The organism is Burkholderia sp. RS01, from assembly GCF_039748055.1.
GTDB lineage: Bacteria > Actinomycetota > Actinomycetes > Actinomycetales > Micrococcaceae > Arthrobacter.
The window spans coordinates 62,964-79,310 of record NZ_JBDLAK010000016.1; the positions used below are offsets into that span (position 1 = coordinate 62,964).

Genomic DNA, 16,347 nt, shown 5'->3' on the forward strand with positions numbered 1-16,347 from the left:
CGCCTCCACCGATTCACCAAAAATGGCCGACCAGGGCACCGTCCGGGCGGCCATTTTCGGCGAATGGCCGCGGGCGCAGCCCACCGGCAGGCCGCACTAAGCTTGTTTGGTGCAAATCTCCCTGTGGCTGGCCCTCGCGGGCGCCGGCGTCCTCATCAGCTTCACTCCCGGCGCGGGCGCCATCAACACCATGAGCAACTCGCTGACGTCCGGCTTCCGCCGCTCCATCTGGGGGATCCTCGGCCAACAGGCCGCGCTGATCATGCACGTTGTCATCGTCGCACTGGGCGTCGGAGTCCTCGTGGCGGGATCCCCCGTTGCCTTCAACGTCATCCGCTACGCCGGGGCCGCCTACCTCGTGTACCTCGGGATCCGGCAGTTCCTGCACAAGCCGGACCTGGACCAGGAAAAGGCCGCCGCCCTCAGGAACGAGCCCGCCTGGTCCATGTTCCGCCGCGGCCTCTGGGTGAACCTGCTCAATCCCAAGGCGATCGTGTTCTTCCTGGCGTTCATGCCACAGTTCATCCGGCCCGAACAGCCGCTGCTGCCGCAATACGTCGCCCTCACGGCCACCGTGGTGGTCATCGACATCCTCGTCATGTGGTTCTTTTTCGCAGCGGCCGCGAAGTCGTTCCAGCGCTTTACCCACGATGTCCGGGGCCAGACGAGGCTCAACCGGATCTTCGGCGTCCTCTTCGTCGCCGTGGGCGTCCTGCTGGCGCTCATCCATTAACCGGGCGGACGCGTTTTCGCAAATGTGACCCCGCGGTCAGGCAACTTTACGGAATCCGTAGACCATAAGGGCACTTACTAGCCAAGCGGGACGGTCATCCTCCATGCTTAGCACCATGACCTCAATGACCAGCCCGTACCGGATCATCGCGGTCTGCACCGGCAACATCTGCCGCTCCCCCATGGCCGAGCTGATGCTCACCGAGGCCTTCGCCGCCGCGGGGCTCGCGGGGGACGTCGTGGTGGACTCCGCCGGCACCACCGCCTACGAGGCCGGCCGGCCCATCGACCCCCGGGCGGCGCGGAAACTGACTGCCAACAACCTCAGCTCGGACCACCACACCGCCAGGGAGTGGCGCGCCGAATGGTTCGCCGAACGCCATCTGATTCTTGCCCTGGACGTGGACCACTACGGCTGGCTGCGCGCGTCGGCGCCGGATTCGGAGTCGCTCGCGAAGGTCCGCATGCTGCGCAGCTTCGACCCCGCACTCGAGTCGAAGGACCCGCTGGAACAGGGCATCGAAGACCCCTGGTACGGCGGGCACGCGGACTTTGATGCCGTATGGGACCAGGTCCGGGCATCGGTGCCGGGAATCGTCGAGTACGTCCGTTCCGCCCTCGCTGCAGCCTCAGCCGATGACGCCCCGCTCCAGCTTCAGAACAGCGAGCAGGTACGCTCTATTTCATGACCCCCGCACCTGTGATCATCGCCATTGACGGGCGGTCCGGCGCAGGCAAGACCACGTTGGCCATCGAACTGGCGGCACGGCTGCGGAACCACCACAAGGTCTCCCTGTTTCACCTTGAGGACATCTATCCCGGCTGGAACGGCCTCGCCGCCGGCGTGGAGCGTTACGTGACCACGGTGCTGGCGCCCCTCCGGCGCGGCGAACCGGCAACCTGGGTCAGCTGGGACTGGGAACGGCATTACGACGGCGACGCCCGGGTCACGCTGCCCGCCGAGATCGTGATCGTCGAAGGCGTGGGAGCAGCTGCCGCGGCGGCCAGGCCGCACCTGGACGCCGTCATCTGGGCCGATTCGCCGGACAACGAACGCCGCAGCCGCGCCCTCGAGCGCGACGGTGATACCTATGAGCCCTACTGGGACCAGTGGGCCGCCCAGGAATCAGAGCTCCTTGCCGCGGACAACGTGCGGGAGTACGCGGATGTCCGGGTCCTGAACCGTGCCGACGACACCGCTCCGGCGGACGTGCTGCAGGCGCTCACTTACCTCCCGGCCCTCGCCACCGTGCTGGTTCCGGAGCTCTCCGCGCGCCGCGGCCTCCGGCTGCTGGCCGAACGCATCGACGGCCGCCCGGACGCCGCTGTCCTCTTCGAACGGCTATACGGCGCGTCGGCGAATGCCGTCTGGCTGGATTCGTCCCTCGTCCCGCCCGTCCCGGACAGCGCGGACTGGGAGGGGACGCCCGCCGCGGAGCGCAGCCGCTTCAGCGTCCTTGCAGACGACGGCGGCACGTTCGGCCAGTCGGTCCGGCACCGCTCGGGGACCAACCGGATCACCGCCGGCTGCGCCACGGCCGAGGTGCCCGGCACGTTCTTCCGCTGGCTGGAGACCGTCTGGGGCCGGAAAGCGCTCCGCGCCCCCGAGGGGTATCCGTGCGATTTCACCCTGGGCTGGCTCGGGTACCTCGGCTATGAGCTCAAGCGCGAAACCGGCGGATCCGACGTCGCGGCGGAGACCCCTGATTCGGCCCTGATCTTCACCGGGCGGGCAGTGGTCCTGGACCACGCTGAGGGCTCCGCATGGCTGCTCGCCCTTGACGCGCCGGATGCAGCCGACTGGCTCGCCGACGCCCGCGCCGCCGTAACCGCGGCCGGCACCGCACCCGAGGCGGGTGCCGGCAACCAGGCCGGCGGCAGCAACGGCGTCGTGCGTCCGGCGGTGCCGGCCTTCAGAAACCGGGACACCGAGGCCGGGTACAAGCGCAAGATCGCCGAGGCCCAGCACGAGATCGCCGAAGGCAACACCTACGAGGTCTGCCTCACCACCACCCTCACGGCCGAGGTTCCCGCCGGCGGCCTCGATCCGTGGCCGACGTACCTGGCGCTGCGAAGGCGGAACCCGGCGCCGTTCGCGAGCTACCTGCGCTTCGGCGGCCTGACGGTGGCCAGCACGTCGCCGGAGCGTTTCCTGCGGATAGCGTCCGACGGCGGCATGCGGGCCGAGCCGATCAAGGGCACCCGGCGCCGGGCTGCCGATCCGGAGCTCGACGCGGCCCTGCGGCGCGACCTGGCGACCTCGCTGAAGGACCGGGCCGAGAACATCATGATCGTCGACCTGCTCCGGAACGACCTGAGCCACTTTGCCGAACCGGGCTCCGTGACCGTCAGCCGGCTGTGCGAAATCGAAAGCTACGCAACGGTCCACCAGCTCGTGAGCACCATCGACGCCACCTTGCCGCCGGGGTCGCCGCGGGCCGAGGCGGTGGCCGCGTGCTTCCCCGCCGGCTCCATGACAGGCGCCCCGAAAATCAGCACCATGGCCATCCTCGACCGGCTGGAGGGAGCCCCGCGCGGTGTCTACTCGGGGGCTATCGGCTACTTTTCGCTCAACGGGGCCACGGACCTTGCGGTGGCCATCCGCACGCTGGTGATCCAGACGGACGGCAACGACGGCGGGACGGCCGGGCCCGGCGCCGCAGGAACGGACGCCGGCAGCACGGGCGCCGGCGGGAACGCCTCCGGGGGAGAGCGGCGGATGAAGCTCAGCCTTGGCATCGGCGGCGCGATCACCGCCGATTCGGCGCCCCGGGAGGAATACGAGGAAATCCGTACCAAAGCCTTCGGCGTGCTGTCCGCGCTGGGTTCGGAATTCCCCGGCGAATGAGCCGGCGGCCGGCCCGAATGCGGCCGCCACTGCGGCCTGGTTACTGCACCGTCGCTTACTGGACCGTCGCCGTGAGCCGGGCGACGTTGTCCACATACCTCGCCGCAAGCGGACGGCGCATCCAGTCCTCGAGCTTCAGCTCGTGGGAGATGTCCCGGTAGGTGTTCTCCACTGAGCGCATGCTGTCCACGATCTCCGCGCCCAGGAGCATCACGGAAACCTCCATGTTCAGCGAGAAGGAGCGCATGTCCATGTTGCTGGAACCCAGGACGGCCACTTCGTCGTCAATGGTGAAGTGCTTGGCGTGGAGCACAAATGGCGCCTTGTAGAGGTAGATCTTCACGCCGGCTTCGAGGAGCGCCTTGTAGTACGACTGCTGTGCGTGGTGGACCAGGAACTGGTCGCCCTTCTCGGAGACAAAGAGTTCGACGTCGACACCCCGCTGCGCCGCGGTGGTGATCGCATAGAGCAGCGAGTCATCTGGCACGAAGTAGGGGCTGCAGATGGAGATCCGGTGCTGGGCGGAGTAGATGAGCGTGTTGAACAGGCGAAGGTTGTTCTCAGTGCTGAACCCGGGGCCGCTGGGAACCACCTGCGCCGTGACATTGCCCGGGGCGGAATTGGCGGGAGGCTGCAGCTGGTCCTCGAGCTGCGCTTCCAGGGACTCGTCCGTCTCGCTGAGCCAGTCGGTCGCGAAGACCACGTTGAGCGTCGGCACGATGGGGCCCCGCAGCCGGGCCATCAGTTCCACCCATTCACGGCCCACCTTGCGGTGCTTGGGGTTGTTGTAGGACGGCTCGATCAGGTTCTGCGACCCGGTGAAAGCCACTTCGCCGTCAACCACCATGATCTTGCGGTGGTTGCGCAGGTCCGGCCGGCGCCACTGGCCGTGGATGGGCAGCAGCGGGAGCATCCGTCGCCACTGGATCCGGCTGGCCCTCAGGCGCCTGAGAAGCCTGCGGTAGCCCTTGATCCGGAGGGTGCCGATGTGGTCAAACAGCACGCGCACTTCAACACCGCGGTCGGCGGCCTCTTCCAGCGCCGTGAAGAGTTCATCCGTCACGTGATCCGTGCTCATGATGTAGAACTCGGCGTTGACGAACCTCTTGGCGTTGCGGACGGCTTCGGTCATGGCCGCGATGGAATCGGGGTATCCGGGGATCAGCTCCACGGAGTTGCCGTCCACCATGGGAATGGACCCTAGCCGGTGGTTGAGTTCGGCCGCGGACTTCACCCATTCCGGCCCCGGGTATTCGCTTGCGGCGTCGGTCAGAACGGACGTGCGGGCCCGCACCCTTTCGCTGACCAGCTGCTGCTGCTCCACGCGGCGCCGGGAAAGCCGGAAGTTGCCGAAGAGCAGGAACAGGATCAGGCCGACGGACGGCACGAAGAAGATGCCCAGCAGCCAGGCCATGGCGGTGGTGGGCCTGCGGTTGCCGGGAATGATGCCCACCGCGAGGATCCGGATGATGAGGTCAGCGGCGCCCAGCAGCAGGATCAACCAGGACGGCAAGGTCCCGGCAAGCGGAAATGGCCACAACACAGGCGAACCCCCGATATTTCGTACCCTCGGAGCCGTTCCGGAAGGCGCTGACCTGCCCAGCCTATCGGGCGCGGCCCGCACTAAGCTGGAAGCATGACTTCTCCTGCCCTCGCCACCGTGCTGGTATTCCTCGACCCGGACTACGAATATGGCCGGATAGCCGACCCCACGCAACCGCAGCTGATGGCCACCGACCAGGGCGCCACGCGCGGCGACGGCGTATTCGAATCCATGCTCGCCGTCGCCGGCCGGACCCGGAAGGTCCAGGCGCACCTGGACCGCCTGGCCGGGTCCGCGCGGGCCCTGGACTTGGAAATCCCCGGTGAGGATGTGTGGCGACGGGCCATCGAAACGGGCGTCTCGGCGTTCCGTTCGGACAACCCGGCCTCCTCTCCCGATGAGGATGAGGCCGTAGTCAAGCTCCTGGTGACGCGCGGCGTGGAGGGCGCCTCCTCCCCCACGTGCTGGGTGCAGGTGTCCGCTGTCGGCGCGGCCGGCCGCCGGCAGCGCGAAGCGGGCGTCGACGTCATCTTCCTGGACCGCGGCTACGACAGCGATGTTGCCGAACGCGCTCCGTGGCTGCTGCTCGGCGCCAAGACCCTGTCCTACGCGGTGAACATGGCAGCGCTCCGCCACGCGCACAAACAGGGCGCTGACGACGTCATCTTCACCTCGTCCGACGGCCGCGTGCTGGAGGGCCCGACGTCCACCGTCCTGCTCGCCCACGTCGAAACGGGCGACGGCGGCGCAACGGTCAAGCGGCTCATCACGCCGCAGCTGGACAGCGGCATCCTTGCCGGCACGTCGCAGGGAGCCCTGTTCGCCGCAGCCAAGGCAGCCGGCTGGGAGCTCGGCTACGGCCCGCTGGAGCCCCAGGACCTGTTCGACGCCGACGCCGTCTGGCTGATTTCCAGCATCCGGCTGCTGGCGCCGGTCAACCACATCGACGGCCGCGAAATCGGCACGCCCGCCCTCCGGAAGCAGCTGACCGCCGAGCTGAACGAGCTGTTCGCCGGGATCGAATAGGCACGCCTGCCGTTGTGGTGCTGGCCGGCCCGGAGGAAAATAGCGAACCATGGCCAGCACAGTGGAAATCGACGGGCACCCGACATGGGTCGAAGACCGTGGCGGTTCAGGCCCACCGCTGCTACTGCTGCACGGTGGCCTGAGCAACAGTGACGAGCTACTCAACAGCATCGGGCGCGGCCTCTCCGAAAGCTACCGCGTTGTCGCCTTCGACCGCCGCGGCCACGGCTATACGGCAGACTCCGACGCCGACTTCCACTACGCGGACATGGCTGCCGAAACCATCGGCGTGCTGGAAAAGGTAGTGGGCGGGGCGGCCCACCTGGTGGGCTGGAGCGACGGCGGGATCATCGCCCTGCTCGTCGCCTTGCAGCGGCCCGACCTGGTTCGGAAGATGGTGGTCATCGGGGCGAACTTCCACTATGACGGCATGGTGCCCGTGGAGATGGACCCCGATTCGCCGATGGCAAAGGAACTGGGCAGGGCCTACATCGAACGCTCCCCTGACGGCGCGGAACACCTGGATGAGGTCTTTAGGAAGAGTCTCGCGATGTTCTCCGCAGAGCCGACACTCACCGCCGCGGACGTCTCGCAGATCGGCAGTCCGGTGCTCGTGTTGTCCGGCGACGACGACCTCGTCTCGCTGACCCACACCGTCGCCCTCTACGAAGCGCTGCCTGAGGGCCAGCTCGCCGTCGTACCGGGCGCATCGCACGCGCTTCCACTCGAGCAGCCGGACGCCGCCACCGCCCTCATCCTCAAGTTCCTTGGTGCTGCAGGGTCGCCGCAGACGCTGTTCCCGATCCGCCGCGCACGCCCGGCCAACGCATAACTCCAAGCCCGTTCCTTCCCGGACGCATTAAAGGTATCGTCTGGCACAGCGACTACTACTGCTTCATGTCCCTGGCGGACTTCATGGCGTGGATAGAGGAGGACGGCGGCAGTGAACCGAACATGTCCTACACCCGGGAACGCGCCAGGTAGCCGGTGGGGCACGGGCCGTGGTTGAGCGGCCTGCGGATGGGCAACCCGGGGGCAAGCCCCTTTCCCTCTGGGTGGCAACGGCAGGGGCCACCGCCTATGCCTCCCTGGACGCCGACATTGACGTCGACGTTGCCGTGATCGGTGGCGGCATCGCCGGACTCACGGCGGCGTTGGCCCTCAAACGCGCGGGCCAGACGGTTGCGGTGGTCGAGGCCGCACGGGTGGGCACCGGAGTCACCGGACACACCACCGGGAAAGTCACCTCGCTGCACCGCCTCGCCTACACGGAGCTGGCCGGCAGCCACGGAGAAGCCGCCGCCCGCACCTATGGGGAGGCCAACCAGGCCGCGATCGAACACATTGCACGCACGGTTGCCGGGGAAGGCATCGACTGCGGCTTCCGCCGCGTCGACAACTACACCTACGCCGAGACCGACGACGCCCTGGCCCGCGTGCGCGACGAAGCCTCCCTCGCGGCCCGGCTCGGCCTTCCGTCCGCCTATACGTCCGATGTCCCCTTGCCCTTTTCCGTCAAAGGCGGCGTCCGCTTCGACGGCCAGGCACAGCTCCACTCGGTGAAGTACCTTCAGGGCCTGGCGGGCGCCGTCCACGGCGACGGCAGCTTCGTGTTCGAGGAGTCGCCTGCGGTCTCGCTGCAGGACGGGTCACCGGCCGTGGTCAGCACCGAGCGGGGCTCTGTCCGGGCGCGGGACGTCATTGTGGCCACGAATGTGCCGTTCGCCGACCGGGGCGCCTTCGACGCCCGCTGTTATGCGCACCGCTCATACCTCACCGCCAGCCTGGCCACCGGGCCAGTCGATGATGCGTTCAGGAGTTCGTCGTTCATCAGCGTCGACGAGCCGATGCGCTCCATCCTGACCGTCGATGTGGACGGAACCGGTTACATGCTCACCGGCGGTGAAGGCCACCGGGCGTCCGACATCGGCGACGCCGCCGAACGGTACGGCCGGCTCGCCGCCTTCGCCCGGGACCGCCTCGGCGCCGGCGAGACGGCATTCCGATGGTCAACGCAGGACGCCATGCCCGTGGACGGGTTGCCGTACGTCGGGCTCATGCGGCCGGATGCCCGCCACGTCCACGTGATCACCGGCCTGCGGAAGTGGGGCCTGACCAACGGCACTGCCGCGGCGATCATCCTCACGGACGCCCTCTGCGGCCGGCACAACGCGTGGGCCGCCGTGTTCGACAGCAACCGGCCCACCCCGGTAACGGAGGCACTCCAGCCAGCCCCTTCCGCCGCCGCGCCGACGGCCGGCGCGGGCGCCCAACCGGCCGGCGCGCCCAGCCAGCCGGCGGGCGGGCGCGGCCCCGCGTTGCCGGCTCCGGGTGAGGGGAAGGTCATGGACGTGGGCGGGGAGCCCACAGCCGTCTACGCCACCACGGGCGGCCAAATGGAAGCGGTCTCGGCCGTCTGCACGCATCTGGGCTGCACCGTCGGGTTCAACGCGGCCGACCTGAGCTGGGACTGCCCCTGCCATGGTTCCCGCTTTGCCACCGACGGCACGGTTATCCAGGGCCCTGCCACGAAGAATCTCCCGCCCAGGCACCTGCCCTAGCGTCCAGATGCCGGTGCTGGCCGGGCGGAGCAAACGCGGCGCAGCGCACAAAATTCGCAGTGCGCAAAAATGAGACACGTCAGTCTTTCCCGTTGTACGCTTCTACCACGGCCATCCCGTCAGCGCCCCGCGGCGAAGCGGCAGGACGGCCCGGTTCCGGGCTCAGCCGGAATCGTGAACCTATAAAGGAATAGCCGATGTCTAGGGACGAGACCTCCCTTCCTCCGTTGACAAACTCACTACCCACGGGTCTGGGGGCCCAGGCAAAGCTGCCGGGGGATGTGGGTGGCATAACTGTGCGCTGGCAGGCGCAAGAAATCATCGACGAACTGCTGTCCGAGTCCGAACCGGACAGCCAATGGACGCGCACCCAACTGCGCGAACTCGTGGCGGCGCATCCGGACAGCCCTGAACAGGCACTCTTGGAGCACCTCACCGCCACCACCGCGCTGACGAACGCCCCGGATAACGGCGCACCTGGTATTCAAGCCGATCAGCCGCTGCAGGCGCCCGCCCCCGTTCCCTTTACCAGGCGCAGCAGGAACCGCATTGAAGCCGTCCTCGGCGACAAGATGCTCATGACTGCCTTCCAGCCTGTCCGCCGGATTCCGGCGGGGCACGTGATCGGCGTCGAAGCCCTGACCCGGTTCGTCAGCGACGACGGCGCCAGCGCTGACCACTGGTTCAGCGAAGCCCAGTCGGTGGGCCTCGGCACTGACCTTGAAATCGCCGCCCTCCACCGGGCCCTTACGGCGGCGCAGGCTGTCCCCGAGCACCTGTTCATCGCCCTGAACCTCACTCCCGCCACATGCATGGATCCTCGGATCCAGGGATTGCTCGAGCACTCCCAACTGGCGATGGACAGGATCGTCATCGAGCTGAACGGGAACGTCCCGGCCGATCAGTACGCGTCACTCACGGCCGCGCTGGCACCGCTCCGCGGCCGCGGACTGCGGATCGCCGTGGACGGAGCCGATGCGGGGTTCACCTCGATGGACCAGGTGCTGGCACTCCACCCGGACATCATCAAGCTGGGCCGCAAGTTCATTGACGGAATCGAAAACTCCGAGTGGCAGCGGCTGCGCGCCGCCGCAATGGGTGAGCTCGCCCGGCACATCGGCGCTGTTCTGGCAGCGCAGGGCGTCGAAACCCAGGAGGAACTGGCCGCGGTGACGGACCTCGAGATGGCTGCTGCGCAGGGTTATCTCCTGGGCCGCCCCACCGTGCATCCGCTGGACTGGAACGCCTGGACACAGTCGGAAAGCGAAGCCGCTCCCAGCGGTTCCTGACTCCGGCCGGCACCGAAAGACCGGCCGGCACCGAAGGACGGAAGGATCAGTCCTCGGCAGTGTCCGTGGCAAGGCGGATGTGGTTGTCCGCCAGCCACTCCGGGTTGAAGGCCTTGCTCAGGTAGTTACTGCCCGTGTCGGGGGCTATGGCCACCACCACGGACCCGTGCGGCGCCGCCCGCGCCACCCGGAGGGCCGCTGCCACGGTCAGCCCGGATGACGGCCCCAGGGACAGGCCCTCCTCGTTGAGAAGCCGGTGCACGGTGGTGTACACCTCGTCGTTGGGAATCCGAAGGAACCGGTCCAGCAGGCTGCGGTCAAAGACCCTCGGCCAGTCCGGCTTGGGCCAGGAATTGCCGACGCCGTCCACCAGGATCTGGCCCGGGTGCCCGCCGCTGTACACCGAGCCGTACGGGTCCGCGCCGATCACCTCCACATGCCCGGCCGATTTCTCCTTCAGGTACCGGCCGTTCCCGGTGATGGTGCCGCCGGTTCCCACTCCGGCCACGAAGTGCGTCACCCTTCCGGCCGTCTGTTCCCAGATTTCGGGAGCGGTGCCCTCGTAGTGCGCCTGCGGATTGGCGGGGTTGTCGAACTGCAGCGGCCGCCAGGCTCCCGGCGTTTCCGCGGTGATGCGGGCGGCGACGGCCCTGGCGTTGGCCGGTGAATCCGAGGGTGCGGTCCAGTCCGTGAACACCACGCGGGCGCCGTACCGGTGCAGCAGCTCCAGCTTTTCGGCGGAAATGGAGTCTCCGGTCACCACCACCACCGGATGGCCGGTCAGCGCCCCAATCAGCGCCAGCCCGATCCCCGTGTTCCCGGACGTGCTCTCCACGATGGTTCCGCCGGGCTGCAGTTGCCCGCTGCGCTCGGCCGCCCGGACCATGCTCAGCGCGGTCCGGTCCTTGATGGAGCCGCCGGGATTCTCCGATTCCAGCTTCACGAAGACCTTGCTGCCCAGCCCGCGGCTGAGAACGTCCAGGGGGACCAGGGGCGTGTTGCCCACCTGCGCCAGGACAGCCCCGGCGTCGGCCGCAAGGTCCAGCGCGGGCGCCGCATGCCTGGGCGGCCGGTTTTGGCCGGTCACGGTGCTCATGCCTCTCCTCTCACATCGTCGTCCTCGGGTGCCGGCGTGCGCAGCTCGGGCATCCCGGAAAGCAGCTCCCCCAGCTCGTCCCTGGCCCTGTCAACCAGCACCGCCGCCGGCAGCTGTTCCGCCAGCAGCACGGCGAGACGGTCCACGACGGCGCCTGTCCCCTTGCCGAGCGGCCTCGCCTCGCCCGCGGACTGGCTTCCCCCGGCCTCCGCGCCCTGCGCCTCGGCCAGGAGGTACGCGGCCGTCAATGCCTCGATCGTCAGCAGCTTCCCCGCGGTTTCCACCGCCCGTTCCAGCTGCTGGAGGGCCAGCGGCGCCAGGGTGGAGTGGTCCTCCACGTCGGCAGAGAGGGTCGGGGCGCCGAGCGTTGCCGGGGCGGCGAGGAACTTGAGTTCGGCCAGCAGCCCCGCGGCCGAATACCACAGCAGGCCGGGAAGGTCCTCGGCCGCCAGCGGGGTGCCGCTCCGCGCGGCCTCCAGGTTGAGCTGCCGGATAAGCCGCTGCGGCGGATAGAGCTTCGCAATCCGCCGCTCGCTGCTGATCCCCACGTGCGCCAGTCCCAGCCGCAGCGCTTCGAAGGCCAGGGCAAGCTGCATCGGCTGGAAATTTCCGCCGGAGACCATCCGGCCGGAGACCAGGTCCGTCAGAGGATTGTCGCCGCGGCCGTTGAGTTCCACCTCCAGCGCCTCGGCGAGCGCCGTCACCTGGGCCCTGAACGCCCCGTGCGTCTGCGGTGCCGCGCGGAAGGACAGCGCGTCCTGCACCGAGGCTTCGCGCCGCGGGTCCTCCAGCCAGCCGCCCCGCAGCAGGCACCGGACCTTGGCGGCCGAAACCCTCTGGCCGTCCACGGCCTTGGCCGCCTGCACCGCAGGCGAAAACGGGCTGAGGTTCCCGCCGCCGTCGTACCTTGCGGTGGCCTCCAGGGACAGCGCGAGCGCGGTGTCTGCGAGGTCGGCGAGCCGCAGGAGCCGGCCGAACTGGAGCGCGCCCGCGCCGATGGAGTACGCGTTGGCGCTGACCAGCGCGAGGGCCTCGCCCGGTGCCAGGACCAGCGGTTCCAACCCTGCCCTGGCGAGCGCCTCGGCACCGGTCACGACGGTGCCGTCCTCTGCGAGCGCCTGCCCTTCGCCGATGGCGACGGCGGCCACCGCGGCCAGCTGCGTCAGGTCCGATGAGCCCACGGAACCGTCACGCGGAATGGCCGGAACCACGCCCCTGTTGAGCAGTTCGGCATAGAACCGGGCCGTGTCCGGGCGGACTCCCGAACCGCCGCGGGTGAAGCCGATGAGCCTGGTCAGGATCACGGCGCGCACCTCGTCGCGGGCCAGCAGTGCTCCCACGCCGCTGTGGTGGTACCGGATCACCTGGATCTGGTAGTCGAGGATGGATGCCTCCTCGACGGCGGTGTCCCGGCCGGAGCCGAGCAGGGTGTTGAGCCCGTACACCTTGTGGCCGGAGTCGATGGCCGCCTGGACCACATCGCGGGACAGCCCCATCAGCTCCAGGGCGTCGGCGCTCAGGACAACCTCGACTGCCGGATCCGCCGCGGCCCTGGCCACCTCCTCCGCCCGGATATGCGCCGTGCCGATCAGGAAAGCAGCCGGCCGAGTGCCCGGCCGGAGGTCTTCGGAAGCTCTGGCCCCGTCCATCGCGCTAGAAGTCCAGCAGGTTCCGGCGGAACCCGCCGTCGCCGTAGCTTGTGCGGAGCAGCCCCCGGCGGCGCAGCACCGGCGCCAGTTTGTCCAGCACGCCGTGCACGGTGGCAGGGTCCACGAAGCCGGAGAACAGGAAGCCGTCCCCGCCCACCGCCGCCCCGGTCTCCTCAAGGTGGTCGGCGATTTCCTCGGCGGTGCCGATGATGCTGTCGCCCGCGCCGCCGCTCCTGGCCTGCAGGAGCTGGCGCAGCGTGGAGCCGGGCGGACCGGACTTGGCGAAGTGGTCCAGGGTGCCCTGGTTGCTGTTGGTGGTGAGCTCCGGGAGCGGTGCGTCGAGGTCGAACTGCTTGAAATCGATCACGGAGAGGTAGGAGATGGAGTTGAGCTGGCTGTCGATGTCCCGCTGCGTGAGCTCCCGGCGCGCGGCCCGGAGCTCCTCAGCCTCGGCCCGGGATCCCACCACCGTGGGTTTGAGGACGAAGAGGACCTTGACGTCGTCGGGGTTCCGGCCGGCGGCCGCGGCCTCGGAGCGGATGGAGTCGCGGTACGCCTTCATGCCGTCGGCACCGCGGGCCAGGGCGATCGCCACGTCCGCGTTGCCTCCGGCGAAGGCCTTGCCCCGCGGGGAGGCGCCGGCCTGCACCAGCACGGGCTCCTCCGGCAGCGGTGCCGTGTTCAGCGGGCCGCGGACCTTGAAGAATTCGCCGCTGTGGTTGATGGGGCGGACCCTTGTATGGTCCGCGAAGATCCCGGCCCCGGCGTCCTCCACGATGGCGTCCGGCGCCCAGCTGCGCCAGAGCTTCCGCACGACGTCCACAAACTCCTCCGCCTTCTCGTACCGGAGGTCGTGTTCGATCTGCTGGTCCAGGCCGTAGTTCTGCGCGGCCAGGTCGCTGCCCGAGGTGACCACGTTCCAGCCGAGCTGCCCGTTGGAGAAGTGCTGCAGCGTGGCCAGGAGCCGGGCCGCGGTGAACGGCGGGTAGAAGGAGGCGCTGACGGTGGGCACGATCCCGAGGTGCTCCGTGGCGGACAGCAGGTACGGCACCAGCGCGAGCGGATCGTGCTTCGGGGCGAAGGACGCCTGCGCCAGGGACACCTCGGCACTGCCGCCGTACGTGTCCGGCACCGTGAGGGAGTCCTCGATGATGAACAGGTCCAGGCCCGCCCGCTCGAACTCCCGCACGGCGTGCTGGTACAGCGCGGGTTTCTTCCAGTCGTATCCGATCCCGTAGCCCGGCGTCCCCCAGCCCTGGACTCCGAAACCGTGGCCCACAAACCATCCAAAGTGCAGCATGGGACTGACTGTATTGCGGTTCGACTCGTTCACTGTTGCCTGGTTTCATCCGGCGTTACGGTGGTTCATCTCCCGTCATTATCCTCCCGGGCGGCGGCATTGTTACCGCGACGCGGGGTCACTTACGGCCGCTTCCGCAGCCTCGATTGGGCCGTAAGTGACCCCGCGTTGCTGTTTGATGCGTTACGCAACATGACGACGACGGCGGTGCGCGCCGCCGTCGTCGGTGTTACGTTTTTGGGGAGTAATGAGAACCGGCGCCAAGCCCTGACTGGCCGGTCGGCAACCCTCCCTTTCGCGGCGGGGTGCCTCAGGTGAATACTCGGCATATCGACCACTTCGAGCTGCAAGCGTGAGAGAAGGAGATCCGTCATGACGGACGCCCCCGCCGGCACAACCCTGCCGTCCCCGCAGGACCAACCTGAGGAAAAACTGTCATACCGCCTGATCACGGGCCCGGACGACCGCACCTTCTGTGAGCGCATCTCCACGGCCCTGGCGGAGGGGTACGTGCTGCACGGCAGCCCCGCCGCCGCGTACAACGGCATCAATGTGATCGTGGCGCAGGCCCTTGTGCTGCCCGCCGCCATCGCCAGCGCTGACGCCGCGGTGGCCACGGCCGTGGACCGACTGGACTCGGACGACGACCTCAACGCCGAAGCATTCGAGGGGCACGCATGAGCTACGCCGGAGACCTGACCCCGCCGGATGCGTGGGCCAAGCTGGAGCAGGGCGCCATATTGGTGGACGTCCGCACCGAGGGCGAGTGGGCCCACATCGGCATTCCGGACACCAAGGCCACGGAGAACGACCCGCTGTTCATCCAGTGGACCTTCCCCGGCGGCATCCCCAACCGCGACTTCATCGAGCAGCTTAAGCAGCAGGCCCCCGAGGACACCGCGGTGGAGCTCATCTTCCTGTGCCGTTCGGGCCAGCGCTCCATCGCCGCCGCCATCGCCGCCACGCAGGCCGGCTTCACGGCCTACAACGTCCTTGAGGGTTTCGAGGGCGAGCCGGACCGCTACGGCGAGCGCACCGTCAACGGCTGGAAGAACCGCGGCCTGCCAACGAACGTGGGAAAGAACTAAGTGACCTTCAATCAAGACGCCGCAGGCTGGAGCCCGGAGACCCAGGCCGTCCGCGGCGGGCTGGACCGTACCAACTTCCAGGAAACCACGGAGCCCGTGTTCCTGAACTCCGGGTTCGTTTATGAATCCGCCGCCGCCGCCGAGCGCGCCTTCACCGGCGAGGACGAACGCTTCGTCTATTCCCGCTACGGCAACCCGTCCGTGGCCACCTTCCAGGAGCGTCTGCGCCTGCTGGAGGGCACCGAAGCGTGCTTTGCGACGGCGTCCGGCATGTCCGCCGTGTTCACCGCCCTCGGCGCGCTGCTCGCCGCCGGGGACCGCGTGGTGGCGGCCCGCTCGCTGTTCGGCTCCTGCTTCGTGATCCTCAACGAGATCCTGCCGCGCTGGGGCGTGGAGACGGTGTTCGTTGACGGACCGGACCTGGACCAGTGGCGCGAGGCCCTCTCGGGGCCCACCACGGCCGTGTTCTTCGAATCGCCGTCGAACCCCATGCAGGAGATCGTGGACATCGCCGCGGTCAGCGAACTGGCCCATGCCGCGGGAGCCACCGTCGTCGTCGACAACGTCTTTGCCACCCCGCTGCTCCAGCGCTGCGGCGAGCTCGGCGCGGACGTGATCGTCTACTCCGGCACCAAGCACATCGACGGCCAGGGCCGGGTCCTGGGCGGGGCGATCCTGGGCACCAAGGAATTCATCGATGGACCGGTCAAGCAGCTCATGCGCCACACGGGGCCAGCCCTGTCCGCGTTCAACGCCTGGGTGCTCACCAAGGGCCTGGAAACCATGGCCCTGCGCGTGAACCACTCGTCGGCCACAGCGCTGCGCCTCGCCGAATGGCTCGAGGACCAGCCCGCTGTCAGCTGGGTCAAGTACCCGCTGCTGAAGTCCCACCCGCAGTACGAGCTGGCCGCGAAGCAGATGAAGGCCGGCGGCACCGTGCTCACGCTGGAACTCGCGACGACGGCCGGCCAGTCCGGCAAGGCCGCCGCCTTCGCGCTGCTGGATGCCCTGAAGATCATCGACATCTCCAACAACCTGGGCGACGCCAAGTCCCTTATCACCCACCCCGCCACAACGACGCACCGGGCCATGGGCCCGGAGGGCCGGGCGGCCATCGGCCTCAGCGACGGCGTGGTGCGCCTGTCGGTGGGGCTGGAGGATCCCGAGGACCTGATCGGTGACCTGGAGCAGGCACTCAAGCAGATCTAACGAGAA

The 16,347-nt window shown here is 68.5% G+C and carries 14 protein-coding genes and 1 riboswitch; of the genes, 10 read left to right on the top strand and 4 right to left on the bottom strand.

Going from position 1 to position 16,347, the window contains the following annotated elements; genetic code table 11:
• The first annotated feature begins 109 nt into the window (after positions 1 to 109).
• The 3 genes from ABFP37_RS15310 to ABFP37_RS15320 all read left to right on the top strand — a co-directional run bounded on the left by ABFP37_RS15310 (position 110) and on the right by ABFP37_RS15320 (position 3,580).
• Positions 110 to 733: a LysE family transporter gene (locus ABFP37_RS15310; RefSeq protein ID WP_347034066.1), complete on the top strand. Its 624-nt coding sequence runs from the start codon at positions 110 to 112 to the stop codon at positions 731 to 733.
• 115 nt (positions 734 to 848) lie between these two features.
• Entirely contained in the window at positions 849 to 1,421 is a 573-nt protein-coding gene (locus ABFP37_RS15315; RefSeq protein WP_347034067.1) for a low molecular weight protein-tyrosine-phosphatase, read from the top strand.
• Entirely contained in the window at positions 1,418 to 3,580 is a 2,163-nt protein-coding gene (locus ABFP37_RS15320) for a chorismate-binding protein (RefSeq protein ID WP_347034068.1), read from the top strand. The genes ABFP37_RS15315 and ABFP37_RS15320 overlap by 4 nt, the downstream gene beginning before the upstream one ends.
• A gap of 55 nt (positions 3,581 to 3,635) precedes the next feature.
• Here ABFP37_RS15320 and cls read toward each other — a convergent pair whose 3' ends face one another.
• Positions 3,636 to 5,093 carry a cardiolipin synthase gene (cls, locus tag ABFP37_RS15325; protein WP_347034069.1) on the bottom strand — a complete coding sequence of 486 codons (1,458 nt, stop codon included), beginning with the start codon at positions 5,091 to 5,093 and terminating at the stop codon, positions 3,636 to 3,638.
• A 123-nt stretch (positions 5,094 to 5,216) separates the two neighbouring features.
• Between cls and ABFP37_RS15330 the strand changes: the two genes are divergently transcribed.
• The 4 genes from ABFP37_RS15330 (at position 5,217) to ABFP37_RS15345 (ending at position 9,999) form a co-directional block, all read left to right on the top strand.
• Positions 5,217 to 6,149, top strand: coding sequence for an aminodeoxychorismate lyase (locus tag ABFP37_RS15330; RefSeq protein ID WP_078026956.1), 933 nt, complete (start codon positions 5,217 to 5,219; stop codon positions 6,147 to 6,149).
• Between the two features lie 49 nt (positions 6,150 to 6,198).
• On the top strand, positions 6,199 to 6,981 hold the full coding sequence (locus ABFP37_RS15335) for an alpha/beta hydrolase (protein ID WP_347034070.1): 783 nt from the start codon (positions 6,199 to 6,201) through the stop codon (positions 6,979 to 6,981).
• Between the two features lie 169 nt (positions 6,982 to 7,150).
• Positions 7,151 to 8,710 carry an FAD-dependent oxidoreductase gene (locus ABFP37_RS15340; protein WP_347034071.1) on the top strand — a complete coding sequence of 520 codons (1,560 nt, stop codon included), beginning with the start codon at positions 7,151 to 7,153 and terminating at the stop codon, positions 8,708 to 8,710.
• A gap of 281 nt (positions 8,711 to 8,991) precedes the next feature.
• A complete protein-coding gene (locus tag ABFP37_RS15345) occupies positions 8,992 to 9,999 on the top strand; it encodes an EAL domain-containing protein (RefSeq protein ID WP_347034072.1) in 1,008 nt (335 codons plus the stop codon).
• Positions 10,000 to 10,045: 46 nt separating this feature from the next.
• Here the strand turns inward: ABFP37_RS15345 and ABFP37_RS15350 are convergent, their stop codons facing one another.
• Genes ABFP37_RS15350 through ABFP37_RS15360 form a run of 3 tightly spaced genes read right to left on the bottom strand, consistent with a single transcriptional unit; the run spans position 10,046 to position 14,044 of the window.
• The gene (locus tag ABFP37_RS15350; protein WP_139362697.1) at positions 10,046 to 11,095 is read right to left on the bottom strand and encodes a cysteine synthase family protein; all 1,050 of its coding nucleotides are present in this window, start codon (positions 11,093 to 11,095) and stop codon (positions 10,046 to 10,048) included.
• Positions 11,092 to 12,744, bottom strand: coding sequence for an aromatic amino acid ammonia-lyase (locus tag ABFP37_RS15355; protein WP_347034073.1), 1,653 nt, complete (start codon positions 12,742 to 12,744; stop codon positions 11,092 to 11,094). The genes ABFP37_RS15350 and ABFP37_RS15355 overlap by 4 nt, the downstream gene beginning before the upstream one ends.
• Before the next feature lie 4 nt (positions 12,745 to 12,748).
• Entirely contained in the window at positions 12,749 to 14,044 is a 1,296-nt protein-coding gene (locus ABFP37_RS15360) for an NtaA/DmoA family FMN-dependent monooxygenase (protein WP_347034074.1), read from the bottom strand.
• Between the two features lie 243 nt (positions 14,045 to 14,287).
• Positions 14,288 to 14,403: riboswitch (SAM riboswitch) on the top strand.
• A gap of 13 nt (positions 14,404 to 14,416) precedes the next feature.
• On the opposite strand from ABFP37_RS15360, the gene ABFP37_RS15365 reads away from it, so the two are divergent.
• The 3 genes from ABFP37_RS15365 to ABFP37_RS15375 are packed head-to-tail and all read left to right on the top strand — an operon-like array spanning position 14,417 to position 16,341.
• Positions 14,417 to 14,725, top strand: coding sequence for a DUF1737 domain-containing protein (locus ABFP37_RS15365; protein WP_078026952.1), 309 nt, complete (start codon positions 14,417 to 14,419; stop codon positions 14,723 to 14,725).
• Entirely contained in the window at positions 14,722 to 15,132 is a 411-nt protein-coding gene (locus tag ABFP37_RS15370) for a rhodanese-like domain-containing protein (RefSeq protein WP_078026951.1), read from the top strand. Before ABFP37_RS15365 ends, ABFP37_RS15370 begins: the two co-directional genes overlap by 4 nt.
• Entirely contained in the window at positions 15,133 to 16,341 is a 1,209-nt protein-coding gene (locus ABFP37_RS15375) for an O-succinylhomoserine sulfhydrylase (RefSeq protein ID WP_078026950.1), read from the top strand.
• Positions 16,342 to 16,347 lie beyond the last annotated feature (6 nt).

Excerpts from the sequence above, each read along its gene's own strand:
- ABFP37_RS15315 (WP_347034067.1), top strand. The coding sequence starts at position 849 with ATGACCTCAATGACCAGCCCGTACCGGATCATCGCGGTCTGCACCGGC.
- ABFP37_RS15320 (WP_347034068.1), top strand. The coding sequence starts at position 1,418 with ATGACCCCCGCACCTGTGATCATCGCCATTGACGGGCGGTCCGGCGCA.
- ABFP37_RS15330 (WP_078026956.1), top strand. The coding sequence starts at position 5,217 with ATGACTTCTCCTGCCCTCGCCACCGTGCTGGTATTCCTCGACCCGGAC.
- ABFP37_RS15335 (WP_347034070.1), top strand. The coding sequence starts at position 6,199 with ATGGCCAGCACAGTGGAAATCGACGGGCACCCGACATGGGTCGAAGAC.
- ABFP37_RS15350 (WP_139362697.1), bottom strand. The coding sequence starts at position 11,095 with ATGAGCACCGTGACCGGCCAAAACCGGCCGCCCAGGCATGCGGCGCCC.
- ABFP37_RS15355 (WP_347034073.1), bottom strand. The coding sequence starts at position 12,744 with ATGGACGGGGCCAGAGCTTCCGAAGACCTCCGGCCGGGCACTCGGCCG.
- ABFP37_RS15360 (WP_347034074.1), bottom strand. The coding sequence starts at position 14,044 with ATGCTGCACTTTGGATGGTTTGTGGGCCACGGTTTCGGAGTCCAGGGC.
- ABFP37_RS15365 (WP_078026952.1), top strand. The coding sequence starts at position 14,417 with ATGACGGACGCCCCCGCCGGCACAACCCTGCCGTCCCCGCAGGACCAA.
- ABFP37_RS15370 (WP_078026951.1), top strand. The coding sequence starts at position 14,722 with ATGAGCTACGCCGGAGACCTGACCCCGCCGGATGCGTGGGCCAAGCTG.